This is a genomic window from Acidovorax sp. KKS102, assembly GCF_000302535.1.
Lineage (GTDB): Bacteria > Pseudomonadota > Gammaproteobacteria > Burkholderiales > Burkholderiaceae_C > Acidovorax.
On the sequence record NC_018708.1, the window covers coordinates 5,138,741 to 5,158,996 of the forward strand.

The following is a 20,256-nucleotide window of genomic DNA, read 5'->3' on the forward strand; positions in this document are numbered from 1 at the left end:
AGGCACCCCAATGATCACGGCTGGCGCGGCATGCAGCCTTTTGACGCCAAAAGAGCCCATGAAGCAACCCGTTTCGGACAACTGAGGTCTTGCCCCTCAAAAAGCAAAACACCTCATAGCTTTTGTGCATGGATATGGGGGTCTCAAAACCCTGTCCACACGACACAATGAATGGGCAAACAGCCCGCAGGTAAGCAGATTCGCTTACTAGGGTTTTTACGCACATCCCCCTACAATCGCAGACCCTTACAAAGCTGACAGCCTGCTGCAGACCCGCTGGAGTACGGTTTTGGCCCCTCACCCCTGAGTTGGAGACACTGAATGCCCGAGAACACCACGGCCCAGAACAACAACAACGATTCCGACAAGCGTGCCCAGTTGCGCCGTGCCGCTCTCGAGTACCACGAGTTTCCCAAGCCGGGTAAGTTGGCGATTGCCGCGACCAAACAGATGATCAACCAGCACGATCTCGCGCTGGCCTACTCGCCCGGCGTGGCTGCCCCTTGCGAAGAGATCGTCAAGGACCCGGCCAACGCGTTTCGCTACACCTCGCGCGGCAATCTGGTGGCCGTCATTTCCAATGGCACCGCCGTTCTGGGCCTGGGCGACATCGGCGCGCTGGCGTCCAAGCCGGTGATGGAAGGCAAGGCCGTCCTGTTCAAGAAGTTCGCGGGCGTCGATGTGTTCGACATCGAGATCGACGAGAAGGACCCCGCCAAGCTGGTCGAGGTGATCGCGGCGCTGGAGCCGACCTTTGGCGCCGTCAACCTCGAAGACATCAAGGCCCCCGACTGCTTCTACGTGGAGCGCGAGCTGCGCAAGCGCATGAAGATCCCGGTGTTCCACGACGACCAGCACGGCACAGCCATCACGGTGGCGGCTGCCATCGTGAATGCGCTGAAGGTGGCAGGCAAGAAGATTGAAGACGTGAAGCTGGTCACCAGCGGCGCGGGCGCGGCGGCCCTGGCCTGCCTGAACCTGCTGCTCAAGGTGGGTGTGCAGCGCAAGAACGTGTTTGTCACCGACCTGGCCGGTGTGGTCTATGAGGGCCGCGAAGAGCTGATGGACGACGACAAGCGCCAGTTCATGCAGAAGACCGATGCGCGCAAGCTGGCCGAGGTGATGGTCGGCGCCGACGTGTTCCTGGGCCTGTCGGCCGGCAACGTGCTCAAGCCCGAGATGGTGGCCACCATGGCCGAGCGCCCGGTGATCTTCGCGCTGGCGAACCCCAATCCCGAGATCACGCCTGAGCTGGCGCACAGCGTGCGCAACGACATCATCATGGCCACGGGCCGGTCGGACTATCCGAACCAGGTGAACAACGTCCTGTGCTTCCCCTACATCTTCCGTGGGGCATTGGACTGCGGCGCCACCACCATCACCGATGAGATGGAAATTGCGGCCGTGCACGCGATTGCCGAGCTGGCCCAGGCCGAACAAAGCGAGGTGGTGGCAGCCGCCTACGTGGGCGAGAAGCTGACCTTCGGCCCCGAATACCTGATCCCCAAGCCGTTTGACCCCCGGCTGATGATGAAGATCGCGCCGGCCGTGGCCCAGGCCGCCATGGACAGCGGCGTGGCGCAGCGCCCCATCGCCGACATGGACGCTTACCGCGACCGTCTGCAGACCTTTGTGTATGCCTCGGGCACGACAATGAAGCCCATCTTTGACGCGGCCCGCAATGCTGCCAAGAAGCGTGTGGCCTATGCCGAGGGCGAAGAAGAACGTGTGCTGCGCGCTGCACAGATCGTGGTGGACGAGAAGGTCGCCCGCCCCACGCTGATCGGCCGCCCCGCCATCATCGCCCAGCGCATCGAAAAGTTTGGCCTGCGCCTGAAGGAAGGCGTGGACTACGACGTGGTCAACACCGACTTCGACCACCGCTACCGCGACTTCTGGCAGACCTACCACCGCATGACCGAGCGCAAGGGCATCACCCAGCAGGTGGCAAAGATCGAGATGCGCCGCCGCCTCACGCTCATCGGTTCGATGATGCTGCACAAGGGCGAAGTGGACGGCCTGATCTGCGGCACCTGGGGCACCACGGCCAACCACCTGATGTACATCGACCAGGTGATCGGCAAGCACGCAGGCGGTGCCGACAGCACGGCCCAGGACGTGCCGGTGTATGCCTGCATGAACGGCCTGATGCTGCCCGGCCGCCAGGTGTTCCTGGTGGACACGCACGTCAACTACGACCCCACGCCGCAGGAGCTGGCAGAGATCACCGCCCTGGCCGCCGAGGAAATGATGCGCTTTGGCATCAAGCCCAAGGCCGCGCTGCTGTCGCACTCCAACTTTGGCACCAGCAACAGCCCCAGCGCGGTAAAGATGCGCCAGACCCTGGAGCTGCTGCGCCAGCAGGCGCCCTGGCTGGAAGTGGACGGCGAAATGCATGGCGACGTGGCGCTGGACGGCAAGGCCCGTTCGGCACTCATGCCCAGCAGCGAACTGACTGGCGACGCCAACCTGCTGGTGTTCCCCAACATCGACGCCGCCAACATTGCCTACAACCTGCTCAAGACGGCGGCGGGTGGCGGCATTGCCATCGGCCCCGTGCTGCTGGGGGCGGCCAAGCCGGTTCATATCCTGACACCGAGCGCGACCGTGCGCCGTATCGTGAACATGACAGCCCTCACCGTGGCCGATGCCAACGTGGCGAGATAAGCCAATATCCGGTAGCAAGCGCTAACTTAAAACCCTTGCAAAGCCCTTCAGCGTCTGCCCAATCTTTGTGCAGACGCTTGCTTTTTGGGGACCGTTGAGCGACACTAACGGCTCGAAATTTCGGGTTAACCCGTAGTTTCTGAAAGGTTCGTTGATGCTGAAGGCTGTAGCCACCCGGGCGCGCAAGGCAGGGTTATTGTGTGTTTTGGGTGTTGCTTTCGTGCTGTCTCCGGTTGCGGGACATGCCCGGAAATCCCCGTCCGAAAGCGGGTCCACCACCCCCATCGCACTGGCCGAGTTGCCGCCCCAAGGGCGGACAACGTATGCGCTGATCCGTGAGGGCGGGCCCTTTCCGTACGACAAGGACGGATCGGTTTTTGGCAATCGCGAGCGGCTGTTACCCGCCCAAAAGCGGGGCTACTACCGTGAATACACCGTCAGAACACCAGGATCGCGCGACCGGGGAGCCCGGCGCATCGTGTGTGGCGGCAAGCCCCGGACACCGGACGCCTGCTACTACACCAGCGACCACTACGCCAGTTTTCGCGAGATCGTCGAGTAACCCCCTGCGGTGTGCGCCAGCCAGCCCATCCCTGAAAACGTACGCCGCGCCCCATTGAATTCCCCATTCACAGGCCGCATCCTGCAGCCTGTGAGATGCCAGAAGTTTGTGGACTTTATAAAGAAAGAGTAGCGGAGATGCAGACGCCACTTCGTAAAGACCTGGAAACGCCACTGCGTGGCGTGCGCACCAACATCGTGCAGTCCATTCGCGCCTTCCGCGTGCAGGACCTGCAGGATGCAGCCACCTCCATGGGTCACCATTTCTTGTACGCCAATCTGGCCCACGCGCAGTCCAAGCAGGATGTGCTAGACCTGATTGCCGCCCAATTCACGTTCCCATCGCACTTCGGCAAGAACTTCGATGCGTTGTACGACTGCATGACAGACCCTTTGCACAAATCGGGCCCGCAGCCTGGTTTCATTGTGGTGCTGGAGCAGATTCCGGCCACGGGCAAGTTCGACAAGGAAGCGCGCGAGCAGCTGCTCGACATCTTCCGTGACGCGGCCGACTACTGGGGCGATCGCAAGATCCCCTTCCGGTGTTTCTATTCTTTTCTGTAGCCCGTTCTGCATCCACCAGCCAAGCAGAACGGGCGAACGAGGCTAGCGACACCCAGGCCGTCGAAGGCATCGAGATCAACGGCGAACCCGCTGAAAAGATGCCCACAGACAAACTTGTGGACGTATCGCCCATGGCGCTGCGCATGAGCAGCCCTTTCAACGCCGGGTACTGGCTCAGCGCCGCATAACTCGGTACATCCCCCTGAGCGGCTACGCCGCTTCCCCCTTCTCTCGGCTTCGCCGGGAAGGGGGACGACACCAGCGCGGCGGGGCGGCCCTTGCGCGGTGTCTCTCGCATGGTATCTCTCCCATCGTCAAGGGCAGAATTGAATCAAGCGCCTGCCACACCCAAGGCAGGCCTTTTTTTCCTGCCATTGATGCGAATGATGTGGGTGCACTGCACCCCATTTTTTTGCCCCCATAGACCGCTAGCACCCATCCAGTAAGCGCTGCGAGCTATCAATTCAAGAGCAATTCTGCGCCAGCGCCACGTACTCAGCCACAGGCACTTCCTCGGCGCGGCGCTGGGTGTCGAATTCGCCAGCAAACTGGCGGGCTTCGAGCCAGCGGCCCAGCGTGTGGCGCAAGAGCTTGCGGCGCTGGCTGAAAGCCACCTGGACCAATTCTTCCAGCACCGGAATCGATAGCGGTGCCGGCTCGGCATACGGCACCATGCGCACGACGGCGCTGTCCACGCGGGGCGGGGGGTCGAAGCTCTCGGGCGGCACGAACAGCACGTTTTCCATGGCGTAGCGCCACTGCAGCATGACCGACAGGCGCCCGTAGTCGCCAGTGGCGGGGCTGGCCACCATGCGGTCGATCACTTCCTTTTGCAGCATGAAGTGCTGGTCTTCGATGACCTGCACATGGTCCAGCAGGTGGAAAAGGATGGGGGTGGAGATGTTGTAGGGCAAGTTGCCCACCACGCGCAGCCGCAATCCCGGCTGCCCGGCCTTGTCGCGCAGAGTCTGCGCGAGCGCCGTGAAGTCCACCTTCAGCACGTCGGACTCGATCACATCGAGCTGCCCATGCAGGCGCAGGCGCAGGGCCAGGTCGCGGTCCAGTTCGATGACGGTAAGGCGCCCCAGTCGCTCCACCAGGGGCTGCGTCAGCGCGGCCAGGCCAGGCCCGATCTCGACCATGGGCTGGCCGGGCAGCGGCGCAATGGCCTGCACGATGCCGTCGATGATGCCCTGGTCGGACAGGAAATGTTGTCCGAAGCGCTTGCGGGGAATGTGTTTCATGCCATTGGCTCGCTGATGTCTTCGATATGCCGAGCCACGGCATGCGAGATATGCAAGGGGCGCGATCCAGACCAGCGGCCGCCGCGCAAGGGCCGCCCCGCCGCGCTGGCGGCGTCCCCCTTCCCGAATCGCGCAGCGATTTGAGAGAAGGGGGAAGGCGCGCAGCGCCTCAGGGGGATGCACTTATTCATCACTGGGGTGGCTCGCGGTACTCGACATACGCGCGCCCGCGCAGCTCTTGCGCCCAGGTGGCATAGGCCTCGTCGAGTTTCTTCTCGCGCACCACGTTGCGTGCCATGTCGCGCTGCTCGCGCTGGGTGAGCTTGGCCTCGCGGCGCTCCAGCAGCTGGATCAGGTGCACGCCAAAACGCGAGACCACAGGTTCGCTGATGTCGCCAGGCTTGAGGGCGTCCAACGCCTGCTCGAACTCGGGCACATACCGGCCGGGGTTGGCCCAGCCCAGATCACCACCCTCCTTGGAACTGCCGTCCTGTGAATGCTCGCGCGCCAGTGTTGCAAAGTCGGCCTGCCCCGCCAGCACGCGGCGACGGTAGTCGGCCAAGCGCGCGGCGGCAGCGGCTTCGGACAACTGGGGGCCCGTGCGCAGCAGGATATGGCGCGCATGGTTTTGCACCACCGTGGTCGGCATACCCGCCGTCACACGTTCCACCACCTTGAGCACGTGAAAACCCGCTGGCGAGCGCACCGGGCCCACGATGGAGCCCACCGGCAGGCCGAGGGTGGAGTTCACGAACAGTTCCGGATAACGGTCTGCAGGCCGCAGGCCCAGTAACCCACCAGCCCGCTGGCCTTCGGGCGCATCGGAGAACTCGCGGGCCACCGCCGCAAAGTCTTCGCCCGCGCGCACCTTGTCGGCCGCGCGCTGTGCGCGTGCCTGCCGTTCGGCCACCTGCGCGGGGGTGGCGTTTTCAGGCACCACCACCAGCACATGGCCGAGGTTGATCTCCATGGCAGCGACGTCCGTGCCCTTTTGCTCTTCGCGCAGGAACTGGTCCACATCCAGGTCGCTGACCTTCACGCGTGCTTCGACTTCGCGTTCGCGCAGGCGCTGCTGCAGCAGCTGGTTGCGCAACTCTTCGCGAAACCGGTCCTTGCTCATGCCGTCGCGGGCCAGGCGCGCATACAGCTCGTCCACCGTCATGTCGTTCTGACGGGCCACGCCCTGCTCGGCCTGCGACACGGCGTAGTCATCGACCTTGATGCCCGATTCACGCGCCTGCTGCAGCTGCACCTTTTCCAGAATGATGCGTTCAAGGACTTCGCGTGCCAGCGCATCGCGCGGTGGCATGGCACCGCCCTGCTTGGCGATCTGCGCCTCGGCACGTGCCAGGCGCGAGCGCACCTCGTAGTTGGTCACGGGCTCGGAGTTGACCACCGCCACGATGAAATCGGCCGAGCGCGGAGCCGTGCTGGCCGAAGGCGCAGGCAAGGTGATGGAGGGCACGGCCGCAGGGCGCGCGGTCAGCGACGACGGCGAGGAGGACAACCCGGTCTTGCCCGAAGACGAGGCCCCCGAAGGACGCAGGCCCTGGGCCGCAGCGCCTTGCGCCACGAGGGATGCCAACGCGGCCGTCAAGGCCAGTGCGAGTACACGGTGATTCATGGTCTAGTCGTAGTTGCTGAAGCGGCTGGGCGTGGAGACCTGCTCGCGCAGGTTCTGGTAACGCGGCACATTTTGCTTGAAGGAGTCGAGCGGGCTGGAACCCAGGCTCAGGCGGGAGAAGCCCACGAATTCGATCTGGAACAGCAGGCGCGTGTTGGAGCTGGTCACGCTGCTTTGCAGGCGCTCCAGCACCACGCGGCCGATCCAGCAGCAGCTGTCGTACTCGAAGCCCACCACGGTGTCCACCAGCTTGCGGTCCTTCATGCTGTAGTTCAATCGGCCCACGCTGTACCAGCGCCCGCCGCCCTGGCCACGGCCGGGGCCCAGGTCTTTGCCCTTGTCGCCCCACAGGTCGTTCAGCGGCCACTGCCAGCCGATGTCGATCTGCTCGCTGGTGCCACGCTGCAGGCGGTAGGCCGCGCTCACGGTGCGGTAGTTGCTGGGGCTGTAGCGCGCGCCGATGGTGGAGCGGATGGACTGCCCGGTCTTGGGGTTGTACTGCACGGTGGAGTCAAAGCCCCACTGGGGTGTCCAGTTGATGCCCGCGCCCAGCAGCAGGTCCGACAGGCGCTCGCTCACCGGCGTGCCGCCTGGCAAGGTCACCTTCTGGTCCGAGAACCGCACCCGCTGCGCAATGCCGAAGCGCGCGGCCTGGGCACCGGTGTCGGGGTCCAGCATGCGGGTGGTCACGCCCAGGGTCAGCAGGTTGTTGTCGGCCAGCCGGTCGTTGCCGCCAAACGCGTTCTCGGTGTAGATGGTTGCAAAGTTGAAGTCATTGGCCGCCGTGTCGTACACCGGCAGCATGCTCTGGTCGCGGTAGGGCGTGTAGGTGTAGAACGCCCGGGGCTCCAGCGTCTGCAGGAAGGCCCGGCCGAAGTAAGCGGTGTCGCGCTCGAACACCAGGCCGCTGTCCAGGCTGAAGGTGGGCAGTGTGCGGCTGGCCGAGCGCTGGCCGTTGGAGAGGGCCGAATCAAACTGGTACTGCGTGGCATGCAGCTGCAGGCGCGGGGTGATGAAGCCGCCCGGCGACAGGAAGGGGCGGCTGATCTGCGCCATGGCGTAGCTGCGGTCGGCGTTGGGCTGGCCGGTGAGCGCGCGGGCTGCTTCGAAGCGCGTGGTGTCCAGCTCGACGCTGGCGTCGAATCCGCCGCCCAGCTGCGAGGGGTTGTAGCGCCATTGCACCTGCGGCATGCGGTCATACGGCGGCACGATGGGCGAGGTGACATCCTGCAGCGTCTGCCATTTGAGGGTGCGCACCGTGGCCGACATGTCGTTGCGGCCCCAGGACAGGATGGCATCGTTGGGCAACAGGCGCTGGCGCAGCTGCTCGGTGGCGCGGCTGAAGTCGCGCCAGTAGTTATCGTCGCTGACCCGGTTGAGGTTGAGGTTCAGCCCCAGCCCGCCAATGGCCGTATCGAACGCGCCCTCGTGCTTGCCGCTGAAGCTCCAGCGCACCCGGTCGCGCAGGCGGTCGGTGGGCATCACATCGGCGCTGATCTGACCCTTGTAGGTCGGCTCCAGGTAGCGGAACTCGCCGCCCACATTGGCCCCCCGCTTGGTCATGAGCGCCGCGCGCAAGGTGGCATCGCGGTTGGGGGCGATGTTCCAGTAGTACGGCTGCATGTAGGTCACGCCGTCCCGGCTGTCGAGCCCGATGGTAGGCGGCAGCAGGCCGGACTTGCGCTTTTCCGACAGCGGGAAGGTGATGTACGGAATGGGCAGCACCGAGATGCCCTTGAACTCCAGCACCGCGTCTTCGGCCGTGCCGACCTCTTCCTCGTTGTCGATGCGGATGGTGGCGGCGCGCAGCACCCAGTCGGGCTGCCAGCTTTCTTCGTTGCCACGCTCGCAAGTGGTGTAGGTGCCGTTGTGCACCACGGCGCGGTAGCGGTCCACAAAGTCCACCCGCGTCGCATCTCCGTGCGCCTGCGTGGCCAGAAAGCGGTAGCGCGCATCGCTGAAGAAGCCCTCGAAGGCCTCCACCCGCAGCTCCAGCGCCGTGCCTTCGTAGACGTTGCCTGCGCGGTTGATGCGCACCTTGCCGTTGGCCTTGGCCAGGTCCTCGGGCACGTTGTAGTCCAGCCGGTCCGCGCGGATGACCGTGTCGCCCCGGCGCAACTCGGCGTTGCCTTCAATCAGCGCATTCAGGTCCGTCTGGCCGCTGATGTGATCGCCCTTCACAAACACGGGCAATTGCGAGCGCACGGCGTCGGGAATCTTTTCCTGCAGCAGCGGGGAGGACCGCAGCGCCGGAGGCGCATCCCAGGCGCTGGGCGCGGCGGCGTCCTGGGCCAGGGCCGCCAGCGGCAGGCCACACCAGGCCAGCGCAACGCCCACAGCCAGTACGCGGGGCACGGGGGGCCGCAGCCGTGCAGACTTCGCCGTGGCGGGCCGGGCGCGAAGGGAGGTGAGGTTCTGCACGGTGGGTGGCTGGCAGCGTGGCACGTGGGGTGATGGGGCGGTAGCGGACAAAGGGACCGGCCCTGGCCCACGCGCACGGCGCCAGCCACGACCGGTTTGTAAAATCGGATTATCCATGAGCCACCCCATCCCCCCATCGCCCGCTGGCCAGCCCCTGGGCGCCACCGTGGCCGCACCAGCTGCGCCCGCCGCCCCCACCCACGTCAGCTGGCCTGATGCCGCCCGCCGTGCGGCCTTTGACGCCTGGCTGGCCCCCCTGGTGGGACCGCACCAGTTGCTGCCTGACACCCTGCGCCCCGCGTCGGCCGACGCCAGCTTCCGCCGCTATCTGCGCATCGACACGGGCACGGGCGCCAGCCGCATCGTGATGGATGCGCCGCCCGACAAGGAAAACTGCAAGCCCTTTGTGCAGGTGCAGGGCCTGATGGCCGTCGCCGGGCTGAACGTGCCCCAGATCTTGGCGTTTGATGAGCCCACCGGCTTCATGCTGCTGTCCGACCTGGGCCACCAGACCGTGATCGAGCGGCTGAACCCCGAAAAACCCCGGGACGCCTACGCCTGGTACCAGCAGGCCACCGATGTGCTGCTGCAGTGGCAAAAGGCGTCCGCCCCCGGCGTGCTGCCCGCCTACGACGAGCCGCTGCTGCGCCGCGAACTGGCGCTGTTCCCCGACTGGTACCTCGCCAAGCACCGCGCCATCGCCCTGGACGACAAACAGCAGGCCACGCTGCAAGGCGCCTTTGATGCCATCGTGGCCCACAACCTGGCAGCCCCGCAGGTCTATGTGCACCGCGACTTCATGACCCGCAACCTGATGGCACCTGTAGAAGCAGGCGCGCCCCTGGGCGTGCTGGACTTCCAGGACGCGGTCTACGGCCCCATCACTTACGACATCGCCAGCCTGCTGCGCGACGCGTTCATCAGCTGGGAAGAAGAATTCGTCATCGACATTACCGTGCGTTACTGGGAGAAGGCGCGCAAGGCCGGACTGCTGGGCGCCAACAGCGCCAGCGGCTGGGGCGATGACTTTGGCGAGTTCTACCGCGCGGTGGAATGGATGGGCCTGCAGCGGCACCTCAAGGTCGCGGGCATTTTTGCGCGGCTGACGCTGCGCGACGGCAAGCCCAAGTACCTGGCCGATGCGCCCCGGTTCATTGCGTACATCCGCGCCACGGCCAACCGCTACCGGCAGCTGGGGCCGCTGCTCAAGATGCTGGACCAGATCGAAGGCACCGAGCCCGTGGTGGGCTTTGCGTACGGCCGCATGTAGCCACAGCGCCCTGCATTCACGGCACGCCCCAAAAAATCAAGCAAAAACCGGCTCAAGCGCAGACAAATCATGCGCTAGTAGCTATTACAAAGATAGCAAATGCCCCGTTTCCATTGCCCGGCTCCCCTCGCCACCGGCGCCGAGCTGGACCTGCCCCCGGGCGCCGCACGCCATGTGCAGGTGCTGCGCCTGCAGCCCGGTGACGGCATCACCCTGTTCCACGGCGGCCAGGGCGCGGGCGACCCCGGTGGCGAGTTCGACGCCACCGTCGTCAAGATGGGCCGCAGCGATGTGCGCGTGCTCGTGGGCGCACACCACGCCATCGAGCGCGAGGCGCCCCGCGCCGTGCACCTGCTGGCCGGCATCACCGCCAACGAGCGCATGGACTGGCTGGTCGAAAAAGCCACCGAGCTTGGCGTGGCCAGCATCACCCCGCTGGTGGCCGAGCGCAGCGTGCTCAAGCTCAAGGGCGAGCGCGCCGACAAGAAGATCGCCCACTGGCAGGCCGTGGCCGTGGCCGCCTGCGAACAATGCGGCCGCAACCGTGTGCCCGTGGTGCACCCCGCCATCGACCTGGCGGGCTGGCTGCGTTCACCAGGGCAGGGCGTAACGCTCCCGGAAGCCCAGGACACCCAAAACGCCGCCCGACGCCTGCTGCTGTCGCTGCGGCCCGGCACCGTGCCGCTGCGTGAAGCCACAGGCAGCGGCGATGCCCAGCGCCCCATGCTATTCCTCTCCGGCCCCGAGGGTGGCCTGAGCCCTGCGGAAGAAGACCTGGCGCTGCAACACGGCTTCGCCCCCGTCACGCTGGGCCCGCGCGTGCTGCGCGCGGAGACGGCCCCGCTGGCCGCCTTGGCCGCTCTCACGCTGTAGCGCGACACCCTGCGCGCAGGCCGGGCTCGCCACGCGGGCCCCAGGCCCGGTCAAGGCCCGGACAAGCGCTGGGGGGCTATACGCACGGCACTACCTCACCGTAAAATCTCCGACCAGCCGGTAACCCAGGATCACACGGGTTTCGAGCCACCCCGCCCGCGCTCCGCGCGGCCCTCCCTCCTGGCCGGAGCCCCCCACCTTGCGCCCACCCGCCCGCTGGCAGCGCCTCAAGGATGTGATCCTCTCCACCGACCCCCGGCGGCGCACGCTGGTGGGCATGGCCTTGCTGGCGCTCACGCTGATGGCAGGCAGCGCCGGGGTGATGCTGCTGGTGGCGCATTCCAGCACCTCCGTGGACCAGACCGCAGTGCAATGGTGGGCCGCACTGTCGGTGGGCGGCCTGGTGGTCATGACGGCCTTCATCCGCTCGGGCGAAACCGCCCGCCTGCGCGACCCCTCGCTCACCATCCCGCAAATGGTCTGGACCATCACTAGCGGTGCGGTGGCCTATGTGCTGGCAGGCGATGCGCGCGGGCTGGTGCCCAGCGTGCTGGCGATGATCCTGTTCTTCGGCACCTTCGGCCTCACGGTGGCTGAGGTGATCGGCATTGGCGTGTATGCGCTGCTGGCCTTTGCCAGCGCCATCGGCGTCAGCTCCCGCTTCAATGCCAATGCCTCGGGCTACCTGGACACCGCCTATGCGCTGATGGTGCTCATCGTGCTCAGCGGCTGCATTGCGCTGAACCTGCGCATCCAGCGCATCCGCGCCAAGCTGCAGCAGCAGCGCGAGGCACTGGCCCAGGCGCTCGAAGTCAACCGCGAACTGGCCACCCGCGACGAGCTGACGGGCCTCATCAACCGCCGCGCCATGCTCGACCTGATGGCGCTGGAGCACCGCCGCAGCCTGCGCAGTGGCCGCCCGCTGCTGCTGGCGCAGCTGGACATCGACCACTTCAAGCCCATCAACGACCAGCACGGCCACGCTGCCGGCGACCGCGCGCTGCAGGCCTTTGCGGGCACGGTGCGCGCCAGCGTGCGCGACACCGACGTGCTGGCCCGCTGGGGAGGCGAGGAGTTTGTGCTGATGCTCACCGACACCTCGGCAGACCATGCGCGCGAGTTGCTCGAACGCATTCGCCAGGCCGTGCAGGCGCTGGAGATTGCCCACAGCGCAGGCTCGCTGCAGCTCACCGTGTCCATCGGCCTGGCCCAGCACCTGCCGGGCGACACCGTGGAGCACACACTCGAACGCGCCGACCAGGCGCTGTACCACGCCAAGGCCCTGGGCCGCAACCGCGTGGTGGTGGCGCCGGCCACCCACCGCCCCGTGGCCTCTGGGACTAGCGCACGGGCTTGATCTCGCCGCAGTCCGCGGCCAGCCACTTGCCGTTCTGCACCATGTCGATCTGCTCGGGCTTGCCGTTGGACGTGGTCTTGACCTTGAAATTGCCCGTGTAGGCCGTGGACCCCTGGAAGGTCATCGTGCCCTCGCCCGTGGTGGGCGGCTGGCCTTGAGTGCCCTTGCAGCTGAACGTCATGGCCACCGCATTGGGGCCCGTGCGTTGCACGTTCTGCGTGCAGCCTTCCTGCGCCGGGATGCGGTCCAGGTCGGCCTGCTCGGGGCTGATGCAGACCTTCACGGTGTTGCCGCTGGGGCCCATGCTCACACCCTGCTGGGCCATGGCCTGTTCCATCTGCTTGCGCTGCGCAGGCGTCAGGCTGGCCATGGACTTCTGCATCTGCGCCATCGCGGCCTCCAGCTGGCCGCTCTGGCTTTTCATGGTCACGCTGTTCTCCCACAGGCCGGGCCGCAGCTTCTGCGTCTGGGCGTGGGCCGTGGCCCAAAGCCCGGGCCCGAGCACGGTGGCGGAAAGGACAACGGCGAGAGCGCGGTGGGTGGGGGTGTGCATGGTGGTCAGACCTCGGTGCTGGCGGTGGAGCCAGCAGTATCAACACACCGGCCTTCGCTGCCAAGTACCAAGTGCACGGTGGAAGGTGGGAAGCAGCGGCTGTGGCCCGCGCGCACGGGCACTCGGTCTCCGTGGGTCTCCGTCCTCAGGCGCTCAGATGCGGCGGCGCGCGCAGCTGCTCGGGGGTGGTGAAGTACGCCGCCGATGCCCCCAGGCCCGCGCGCGCCTGCGCCAGCTCGTGGCGCGCCACAGTGCGCAGGTGCACCTCGTCGGGCCCGTCCATCAGCCGCAGCGCGCGGCCCCAGGTCCAGAAGGCGGCCAGCGGCGTGTCGGGCGAGAGGCCCATCGCGCCAAAGATCTGCATGGCCCGGTCCACCACGCGCTGCTGCAGGCGCGCGGCCACCACCTTGATGGCGGCGACCTGGGCACGCACGGTGCGCGCATCAGCAGCGCCGCCCTGGTCCAGCAGCCAGGCCGCATGCAGCACCAGCAGGCGCGCCTGGTCGATCTCGATGCGCGACTCGGCCAGCCATTCCTGCACGTTGGCCTGATCGGCCAGCGGCTTGCCGAACGCCGTGCGCTCCAGCGCGCGCTCGGTGGCCAGGGAGAGCGCCAGCTCGCACTGGCCAATGGTGCGCATGCAGTGGTGCACGCGGCCCGGCCCCAGGCGCGCCTGCGCCATCGCAAAGCCCGCGCCCCAATCGCCCAGCAGGTAGTCCGCAGGCACGCGCACGCTGCGCAGCAAAATCTCGCAATGCCCCTCCGGGGCGTGGTGGTGCAGCACGGAGATGTTGCGCACGATCTGCACACCTGGTGTGTTCACCGGCACCAGCACCATGCTGTGGCGATGGTGGCCTTCTTCACTGTCGGCATCTGCGTTGCGGCACAGCACGATGAGCAACTGGCACTGCGGGTGCGCGGCACCGGTGATGAACCACTTGCGGCCGCTGAGCACCAGGTCATCGCCCTCGCGCCGCACCGTGGTTTGCAGGTTGGTAGGGTCGGACGAGGCCACATCGGGCTCGCTCATCGCAAAGGCCGATCGCATCTGGCCGTTCAGCAACGGCACCAGCCAGCGGGTGCGCTGGGCGGGCGTGGCAAAGCGGTGCAGCAGCTCAATGTTGCCGGTGTCTGGCGCATGGCAGTTGAACACCTCGGCCGCCCAGGGCAGGCGGCCCATGGCCTCGGCCAGCGGCGCGTAGTCCAGGTTGGACAGGCGCGTGCCCGGCTCGTCGTCGCGCAGCGTGGGCAAGAAGAGGTTCCACAGGCCCTCCTCACGCGCCAGCGCCTTGAGGTCTTCGACAAACGGCGGCGGGTAGTCGCCCGCCGCCACGGACGCGTGCCAAGCGGCGTTGTAGGGCAGCAGATAGCGGTCCATGAAAGCCAGCAGGCGATCACGCAGTGCAAGGGCCAGGGGGGAGAGTGCGAAGTCCATGCGGCCATTGTGAAAACCGCGCCAGCACACGTCAGAACGCAGGCGACAACGGGCTTGACGCACATCACGGCCTGCCAGGGAGCTTTCGGTGACGGCATCCCATTTGCTACGCTATTGATAGCTAGTCAGGCATATTGCACTAGCGCTACCAACCCGCTTTACTTGAAACATGGCCTGACACCCATCACCACGCAGGTACCATGGCTCCATGAGTACCCACTACGAAACCCTGCAGCACGCCGACACCTACCGCGAGGCGTTTGCGGTCGAGCCCCCTGCGGCGCTGGGTGAACGCCACCTGTGGCCCCGCAAGCCGGGCTTTTTCATCGTGCATGCAGCAACGGCCACCGCCCTGGCCCAAGGGCCGGCCAGCATAGTCAGTGCGGTTGAAGAGGCTGCCCCCACGACGGCTTCAGACACCCCGAGCGACGCCGCTTCCACCCGGGTGCTGGTGCCCGCGCAATGGGGCCTGGTGCCGCACTGGGTCAAGTCGGCATCCGACGCCAAGCTGCGCGCGCCCAAGCTGGTCAACGCCAAGTCCGACCTGGCCTCCACCGGCACCGCGTTCCGCGACGCGTGGCTGAACGGCCAGCGCTGCATCGTGCCGATGGTGGCGTTTTATGAAGACGACCTGCGCAGCGGCAAGGCCGTGCCCACCCGCGTTGCGCGCGTGGACGGCAAGCCGATGGGCGTGGCGGGCCTGTGGGCGCGCTGGCAGGGCGCAGGGGCCGAGTCAGGCGAGGTGATCATCAGCTACTGCCTGCTCACGGTGAACGCCAACAACCATGCCCTGCTGCACCGCTACGGCCAGCCCGGCAGCGAAAAGAGCATGCCCGCCATCCTGAACGAAGGCGCCTACGACGCCTGGCTCACGGCCCGGCCCGACAAGGCCAAGGAGTTCATGCGCCAGTACGCGGCAGAAAAACTCACCGCCAATCCCGTGGAGAAAAAGGCCGACAAGGTGCCCAAGGGCTGGCTGGGTTGAAGCCCGCACCGCCGGAGCGGCGCGGGGGGGTGCCTAGGATGGCCGCTTCATCTGGCACGACGTGGGCTGGGCGCTGATGTAGTTGTCCCACGCCACTTCAGAGCGGAAACCGTAGCCGGTCTTTTCGGCGTCGTACTTCACGCCCTTGCTGCCCTGCTTGGCCCAGATGCCGAGGTACAGCGGCGCTTCGAGCTGGTGGTCGGTCTTGCGCATGCGCACCTCGCCCATGGGGCTCTTGTAGGTCATGTTTTCCAGCGCGAAGGCAACCTTCTTGGCATCGGTGGACTGGGCCTTGCGCATGGCCTCGCGCAGCATGTGCACACTGTTCCAGTGGGCCGCAAACACAAAGTCGTCGCCCGTCTTCTTCTTGTAGTCCACGTAGATCTTTTCCAGCTCGGGGGTGGGGGCGTTGTGCACCCAGTTCCAGATCACCCCGACCTTGCCTTCGCCCCAGGGCCCGATCTGCGCGGGCGTGCCGGGGTTGTTGGCGTTGAGCGTGAAGTAGTTGATGTTCAGGCCATAGTCGCGCGAGGACTTGAACAGCAGCGTGAGGTCGCTGCCCCAGTTGGACGTGATGACGGTGTCGGCCTTGGTGGCGGCAATCTTGGCCACGTACGAGGCAAAGTCGCGCGTCTGGGCGATGGGGATGAAGTCATCGCCCACAACCTCGATGTCAGGCCGCTTGCGCGCCAGGTATTCCTTGGCGGCCTTGGAGACCTGGCGACCGTGGGTGTAGTCCTGGTTGAGCAGGTACACGCGCTTCACATCCTTGCGGCCCTGCAGATAGGTGGTCAGCGCCTCCATCTTCATCTCGCTCGACGGATAGAAGCGGAAGTGCCAGAAGCTGCAGCGGTCGTTGGTGAGCTGCGGGTCCATGGCGGCGTAGTTCAGGTACACGGTGGCGCGCTCCGGGTCACGCTCGGCGAGCTTGTTGAGTGCATCGACCAGCGCCAGCGCCACGCCCGAGCCGCCGCCCTGGGTGATGTAGCGCACGCCCCGGTCGGTGGCGGCCTTGAGCGCGTTCAGGCTCTCCTGCGGCGTGCCCTTGTTGTCAAAGTCCATCACCTCGAACTTGGGCTCGTTGGGTCCGGCCTTGGCGTTGACCTGGGCCACCACCTCGCGCAGCTGGTTCAACGAGCTTTGGCCGGTGAGCGCAAACGGGCCGGACAGCAGGTCGATGAAGCCGATCTTCACCGTCTCGGCCGCCCCGGCGTGCGCCGACATCACCAGCGCTGCGGCGCATGCGCCGACCTTCAACCAATGGCGGGGCCATTTCCTGGGAACCATGTTCATGTGTGTCTCCGTGGGGTGGGTGAGTGGGAACGAAAGGAAAGCCAAAACCGAAAACCGTCAGCGCGTAGCAATGTCATTCGCCGCCGAACACCGCGCCATGGCGCTGCCGCAGCTCGTTCTTCTGGACCTTGCCGGTGCCGCCCAGGGGCAGGCTGTCAACAAACAGAACGTCGTCGGGCAGCCACCACTTGGCCACGCGCTGCGCCAGAAAGTCCAGGATCTGCGCCTTGTCCAGCTCCTGCCCGGGCTTGCGCACGATGAAGAGCAGCGGGCGCTCGTCCCACTTGGGGTGCTTGACGCCGATGACCGCCGCCATGGCCACCGCCGGGTGCGCCACGGCAGCGTTCTCCAGGTCGATGGAGCTGATCCACTCGCCGCCCGACTTGATCACGTCCTTGGTGCGGTCACGGATCTGCACCACGCCCTGCGGGTTGATGGTGGCGATGTCGCCCGTAGGGAACCAGCCATCCACCAGCGCCGAGCGCTCGGCCTTGTGGTACCGGTCCACGATCCACTGGCCACGCACCATCAGCTCGCCCTGCGCCACGCCGTCGCGCGGCAGGCTGGCGCCGTTTTCGTCCACCAGCTTGAGTTCGATGCCGAACACCGACTTGCCCTGCTTGGCGACCAACGCGTGACGGTCCTCGGGCGGCAGCTTGGCATCGGCCGCGGCCAGCACGCTCATGGTGGCGATGGCCGTGGTCTCGGTCATGCCCCAGCCATGGCGCACCTCCACGTCGTACACGTCGTTAAATTTGGCGATCAGCGCCTTGGGCATGGCCGAGCCGCCCACGCCCGTGCGCCGCATGGTGGTAAAGCGCAGCCCGTGCTGCTCCACATGCTGGATCAGGCCCATCCAGATCGTGGGCACGCCCGCGCTGACGGTGACGCGCTCGGTCTCCATCAGCTCGTACAGGCTGGCGGCGTCCAGACGCGGGCCGGGCAGCACCAGCTTGGCGCCTCCGATCAGCGCCGCATAGGGCAGGCACCAGGCGTTGATGTGGAACATGGGCACCACGGGCAGGATGGTCTCCCGCGCGCTGATGCTGAGCACGCCCGGCATGCAGGCCGACAGGGCGCTGAGCACCAGCGCACGGTGCGAATACAGCACGCCCTTGGGGTTGCCGGTGGTGCCCGACGTGTAGCACAGCGCCGCGCCAGCCTTCTCCTCGCACAGGGGCCAGGAGAAGCGGTCGTTCTGGCGGGCCACCAGCGTCTCGTACGCCTCGACCCCGCTGACGCCTTGCAGGTCGATGGAGCCCAGCGTGTCGGTATCACACAGCGCCACCCAGTGCCGAACGCGGGGGCACGACGCCGCAATGGCGCGCACCAGCGGCGCGAAGGTGGTGTCGAACAGCACCACCTCGTCGTCGGCGTGGTTGACGATGTAGGCCAGCTGCTCGGGGTGCAGGCGCGGGTTGCAGGTGTGCATGACCATGCCGCTGCCCGACACGGCGTAGTACGCCTCCAGGTGGCGGTGGTTGTTCCAGGCCAGCGACCCCACCACGCTGCCGGGGCGCAGGCCCAGTGCCTGCAGTGCGTTGGCCAGCTGCCGGGCTCGCTGGGCCATTTCGGCAAAGCGGTAACGGTGCAGGCGGCCATCGGTGTCGCGCGAAACGATCTGCTGATCGCCGTACTGGTTCTCGCCATGCTCAAGAATGGCCGAAACCAGTAAGGGCCGGTCCATCATGCTGCCGGGCTGGTGCTGCTGCATTGCCGTTGTCTCCTAGGGATGTGCGCCTTGCTGCATCGCGGCATCCACAGGGTGCCGGTGCAGAGCCCTCTTTACCGGGGCGGGCACATCGTCGCAAACAACGCGGGGCGGGCTTGTCGTCTGCGCGACTGAGGGTGCGCAGCACCACCTTGGTGCGCCGTGGCGCGCGGGGGCCTTAAAGGCCCAGCGCAGCGAAAAGCCCGTCCATGCGCGCCTGCACGGCGGCGTCCATGGCCATGGGCCGGCCCCACTCCCGCTGCGTCTCCCCCGGCCATTTGTTCGTGGCGTCCATTCCCATCTTGCTGCCCAGGCCGCTGACGGGCGAGGCGAAGTCCAGGTAGTCGATGGGGGTGTGCTCCACCAGCAACGTGTCGCGCGCCGGGTCCATGCGGGTGGTGATGGCCCAGATCACGTCCTTCCAGTCGCGCACGTCCACATCGGCATCCACCACCACGATGAACTTGGTGTACATGAACTGGCGCAGGTGGCTCCACACGCCCATCATCACGCGCCGTGCGTGCCCGGCGTAGGCCTTGCGGATGCTGACCACCGCTAGCCGGTAGCTGCAGCCTTCGGGCGGCAGGTGGAAGTCCACGATCTCGGGGAACTGCTTTTGCAAGAGCGGGATGAACAGCTCGTTCATCGCCAGGCCGAGCACGGCGGGTTCGTCGGGCGGTTTGCCGGTGTAGGTGCTGTGGTAGATCGCGTCCCGGCGCAGGGTGATGCGGTCCACGGTGAGCACGGGGAACTCGGCGCACTCGTTGTAGTAGCCGGTGTGGTCGCCGTAGGGACCTTCGAGCGCGTGCTGCCAGCCGCTCGCGTGGTGGGCATCGGGCTGGATGTGGCCTTCGAGCACGATCTCGGCGGTGGCGGGCACTTGCAGCGGCACGCCCAGCGCGGGGGTGACCTCGGTGCGCGCGCCGCGCAGCAGGCCGGCGAACTGGTACTCGCTCAAGCTGTCCGGCACGGGCGTGACGGCGCCCAGCAGCGTGGCGGGGTCGGCGCTCAGCGCCACTGCCACCGGGTAGGGCTGGCCGGGGTGCTGGGCGCAGTGGTCCGCAAAGTCCAGCGCGCCGCCGCGGTGCGCCAGCCAGCGCACGATGACCTGGTTACGCGAGAGCACCTGCTGGCGGTAGATGCCCAGGTTCTGCCGGGCCTTGCGCGGGCCGCGCGTGATGGTGAGGCCCCAGGTGATGAGCGGGGCCACGTCGCCGGGCCAGCAGTGCTGCACGGGCAGGCGGGCCAGGTCAACGTCGGGGCCTTCCCACACTTCTTGCTGGCAGGGTGCGCCGCGCGCCACGGTGTGCGGCGCCATGTTCCACAGGGTCTTGAGCAGCTGGCCCATGCCCAGCATGTCCTTGAAGCCTTTCGGCGCCTCGGGCTCCTTGAGGGTGGCCAGCAGTTCGCCCAGGGCGCGCACGCCGTGCAGGTCGGCCACGCCCATGGCGCGGGCCACGCGGTCTGTGGTGCCAAACAGGTTGGTGAGCACCGGCATGCGGTGGCCCGTGGGCTGGGTGAACAACAGCGCCGGGCCGCCTGCGCGCAGCACGCGGTCGCTGAGCGCGGTCATCTCCAGGTGGGGCGAGACGCTTTCGCCCACGCGGCGCAGGTCGCCCGTGGCTTCGAGCTGGGCCATGAAGTCGCGCAGGTCGCGGTAGGCCATGTCAGGTCCAGAATATGAATGAAATTGGCCGC

16 protein-coding genes are annotated in these 20,256 nt (G+C 66.6%); 8 read left to right on the forward strand and 8 right to left on the reverse strand.

Translation table 11 applies throughout. The features are described 5' to 3' along the window. The first annotated feature begins 321 nt into the window (after nucleotides 1–321). From C380_RS23615 to C380_RS23630, 4 genes are all read left to right on the forward strand, one after another. Nucleotides 322–2,667: an NADP-dependent malic enzyme gene (locus C380_RS23615; protein WP_015016364.1), complete on the forward strand. Its 2,346-nt coding sequence runs from the start codon at nucleotides 322–324 to the stop codon at nucleotides 2,665–2,667. A gap of 154 nt (nucleotides 2,668–2,821) precedes the next feature. After that, a complete protein-coding gene (locus tag C380_RS23620; RefSeq protein WP_015016365.1) occupies nucleotides 2,822–3,229 on the forward strand; it encodes a ribonuclease domain-containing protein in 408 nt (135 codons plus the stop codon). Between the two features lie 137 nt (nucleotides 3,230–3,366). Beyond that, nucleotides 3,367–3,792 (forward strand): barstar family protein, encoded by a 426-nt coding sequence (locus C380_RS23625; RefSeq protein ID WP_015016366.1) that lies wholly within the window; start codon nucleotides 3,367–3,369, stop codon nucleotides 3,790–3,792. Then, nucleotides 3,771–3,980 (forward strand): hypothetical protein, encoded by a 210-nt coding sequence (locus C380_RS23630; RefSeq protein WP_015016367.1) that lies wholly within the window; start codon nucleotides 3,771–3,773, stop codon nucleotides 3,978–3,980. The genes C380_RS23625 and C380_RS23630 overlap by 22 nt, the downstream gene beginning before the upstream one ends. Before the next feature lie 276 nt (nucleotides 3,981–4,256). On the opposite strand, the gene rsmA is transcribed toward C380_RS23630, so the two are convergent. The 3 genes from rsmA to C380_RS23645 all read right to left on the reverse strand — a co-directional run bounded on the left by rsmA (nucleotide 4,257) and on the right by C380_RS23645 (nucleotide 9,081). Beyond that, nucleotides 4,257–5,036 carry a 16S rRNA (adenine(1518)-N(6)/adenine(1519)-N(6))-dimethyltransferase RsmA gene (gene rsmA, locus C380_RS23635; protein ID WP_015016368.1) on the reverse strand — a complete coding sequence of 260 codons (780 nt, stop codon included), beginning with the start codon at nucleotides 5,034–5,036 and terminating at the stop codon, nucleotides 4,257–4,259. A gap of 190 nt (nucleotides 5,037–5,226) precedes the next feature. Continuing rightward, nucleotides 5,227–6,660 carry a peptidylprolyl isomerase gene (locus C380_RS23640; protein ID WP_015016369.1) on the reverse strand — a complete coding sequence of 478 codons (1,434 nt, stop codon included), beginning with the start codon at nucleotides 6,658–6,660 and terminating at the stop codon, nucleotides 5,227–5,229. A gap of 3 nt (nucleotides 6,661–6,663) precedes the next feature. After that, a complete protein-coding gene (locus C380_RS23645) occupies nucleotides 6,664–9,081 on the reverse strand; it encodes an LPS-assembly protein LptD (protein ID WP_015016370.1) in 2,418 nt (805 codons plus the stop codon). 115 nt (nucleotides 9,082–9,196) lie between these two features. On the opposite strand from C380_RS23645, the gene C380_RS23650 reads away from it, so the two are divergent. The 3 genes from C380_RS23650 to C380_RS23660 all read left to right on the forward strand — a co-directional run bounded on the left by C380_RS23650 (nucleotide 9,197) and on the right by C380_RS23660 (nucleotide 12,581). After that, nucleotides 9,197–10,351 carry an aminoglycoside phosphotransferase family protein gene (locus tag C380_RS23650; protein WP_015016371.1) on the forward strand — a complete coding sequence of 385 codons (1,155 nt, stop codon included), beginning with the start codon at nucleotides 9,197–9,199 and terminating at the stop codon, nucleotides 10,349–10,351. 99 nt (nucleotides 10,352–10,450) lie between these two features. Continuing rightward, nucleotides 10,451–11,224, forward strand: coding sequence for a 16S rRNA (uracil(1498)-N(3))-methyltransferase (locus C380_RS23655; RefSeq protein WP_015016372.1), 774 nt, complete (start codon nucleotides 10,451–10,453; stop codon nucleotides 11,222–11,224). Nucleotides 11,225–11,423: 199 nt separating this feature from the next. Then, nucleotides 11,424–12,581 (forward strand): diguanylate cyclase, encoded by a 1,158-nt coding sequence (locus C380_RS23660; RefSeq protein ID WP_015016373.1) that lies wholly within the window; start codon nucleotides 11,424–11,426, stop codon nucleotides 12,579–12,581. On the opposite strand, the gene C380_RS23665 is transcribed toward C380_RS23660, so the two are convergent. Both C380_RS23665 and C380_RS23670 read right to left on the reverse strand, forming a co-directional pair. Then, a complete protein-coding gene (locus C380_RS23665) occupies nucleotides 12,565–13,134 on the reverse strand; it encodes a DUF3617 domain-containing protein (protein WP_015016374.1) in 570 nt (189 codons plus the stop codon). The two genes, C380_RS23660 and C380_RS23665, sit on opposite strands and share 17 nt — an antisense overlap. A 145-nt stretch (nucleotides 13,135–13,279) precedes the next feature. Further along, on the reverse strand, nucleotides 13,280–14,569 hold the full coding sequence (locus C380_RS23670) for an acyl-CoA dehydrogenase family protein (protein ID WP_015016375.1): 1,290 nt from the start codon (nucleotides 14,567–14,569) through the stop codon (nucleotides 13,280–13,282). Nucleotides 14,570–14,777: 208 nt separating this feature from the next. Here C380_RS23670 and C380_RS23675 point away from each other — a divergent pair, with 208 nt between their 5' ends. Further along, a complete protein-coding gene (locus C380_RS23675) occupies nucleotides 14,778–15,554 on the forward strand; it encodes an SOS response-associated peptidase (RefSeq protein WP_015016376.1) in 777 nt (258 codons plus the stop codon). Nucleotides 15,555–15,587: 33 nt separating this feature from the next. Here C380_RS23675 and C380_RS23680 read toward each other — a convergent pair whose 3' ends face one another. The 3 genes from C380_RS23680 to ubiD all read right to left on the reverse strand — a co-directional run bounded on the left by C380_RS23680 (nucleotide 15,588) and on the right by ubiD (nucleotide 20,224). Further along, entirely contained in the window at nucleotides 15,588–16,847 is a 1,260-nt protein-coding gene (locus C380_RS23680) for a branched-chain amino acid ABC transporter substrate-binding protein (protein WP_083871642.1), read from the reverse strand. Between the two features lie 73 nt (nucleotides 16,848–16,920). Next, nucleotides 16,921–18,561: a long-chain-fatty-acid--CoA ligase gene (locus C380_RS23685; RefSeq protein ID WP_015016378.1), complete on the reverse strand. Its 1,641-nt coding sequence runs from the start codon at nucleotides 18,559–18,561 to the stop codon at nucleotides 16,921–16,923. Between the two features lie 175 nt (nucleotides 18,562–18,736). Continuing rightward, a complete protein-coding gene (gene ubiD, locus C380_RS23690; protein WP_015016379.1) occupies nucleotides 18,737–20,224 on the reverse strand; it encodes a 4-hydroxy-3-polyprenylbenzoate decarboxylase in 1,488 nt (495 codons plus the stop codon). Between the last annotated feature and the right edge of the window lie 32 nt (nucleotides 20,225–20,256).

Bases quoted from the DNA above. Each gene is read 5' to 3' on its own strand.
- C380_RS23640 (WP_015016369.1), bottom strand. From the start codon at position 6,660: ATGAATCACCGTGTACTCGCACTGGCCTTGACGGCCGCGTTGGCATCC.
- C380_RS23655 (WP_015016372.1), top strand. From the start codon at position 10,451: ATGCCCCGTTTCCATTGCCCGGCTCCCCTCGCCACCGGCGCCGAGCTG.
- C380_RS23665 (WP_015016374.1), bottom strand. From the start codon at position 13,134: ATGCACACCCCCACCCACCGCGCTCTCGCCGTTGTCCTTTCCGCCACC.
- ubiD (WP_015016379.1), bottom strand. From the start codon at position 20,224: ATGGCCTACCGCGACCTGCGCGACTTCATGGCCCAGCTCGAAGCCACG.
- C380_RS23670 (WP_015016375.1), bottom strand. From the start codon at position 14,569: ATGGACTTCGCACTCTCCCCCCTGGCCCTTGCACTGCGTGATCGCCTG.
- C380_RS23625 (WP_015016366.1), top strand. From the start codon at position 3,367: ATGCAGACGCCACTTCGTAAAGACCTGGAAACGCCACTGCGTGGCGTG.
- C380_RS23685 (WP_015016378.1), bottom strand. From the start codon at position 18,561: ATGCAGCAGCACCAGCCCGGCAGCATGATGGACCGGCCCTTACTGGTT.
- C380_RS23680 (WP_083871642.1), bottom strand. From the start codon at position 16,847: ATGAACATGGTTCCCAGGAAATGGCCCCGCCATTGGTTGAAGGTCGGC.
- C380_RS23650 (WP_015016371.1), top strand. From the start codon at position 9,197: ATGAGCCACCCCATCCCCCCATCGCCCGCTGGCCAGCCCCTGGGCGCC.
- C380_RS23620 (WP_015016365.1), top strand. From the start codon at position 2,822: ATGCTGAAGGCTGTAGCCACCCGGGCGCGCAAGGCAGGGTTATTGTGT.
- rsmA (WP_015016368.1), bottom strand. From the start codon at position 5,036: ATGAAACACATTCCCCGCAAGCGCTTCGGACAACATTTCCTGTCCGAC.
- C380_RS23675 (WP_015016376.1), top strand. From the start codon at position 14,778: ATGAGTACCCACTACGAAACCCTGCAGCACGCCGACACCTACCGCGAG.
- C380_RS23615 (WP_015016364.1), top strand. From the start codon at position 322: ATGCCCGAGAACACCACGGCCCAGAACAACAACAACGATTCCGACAAG.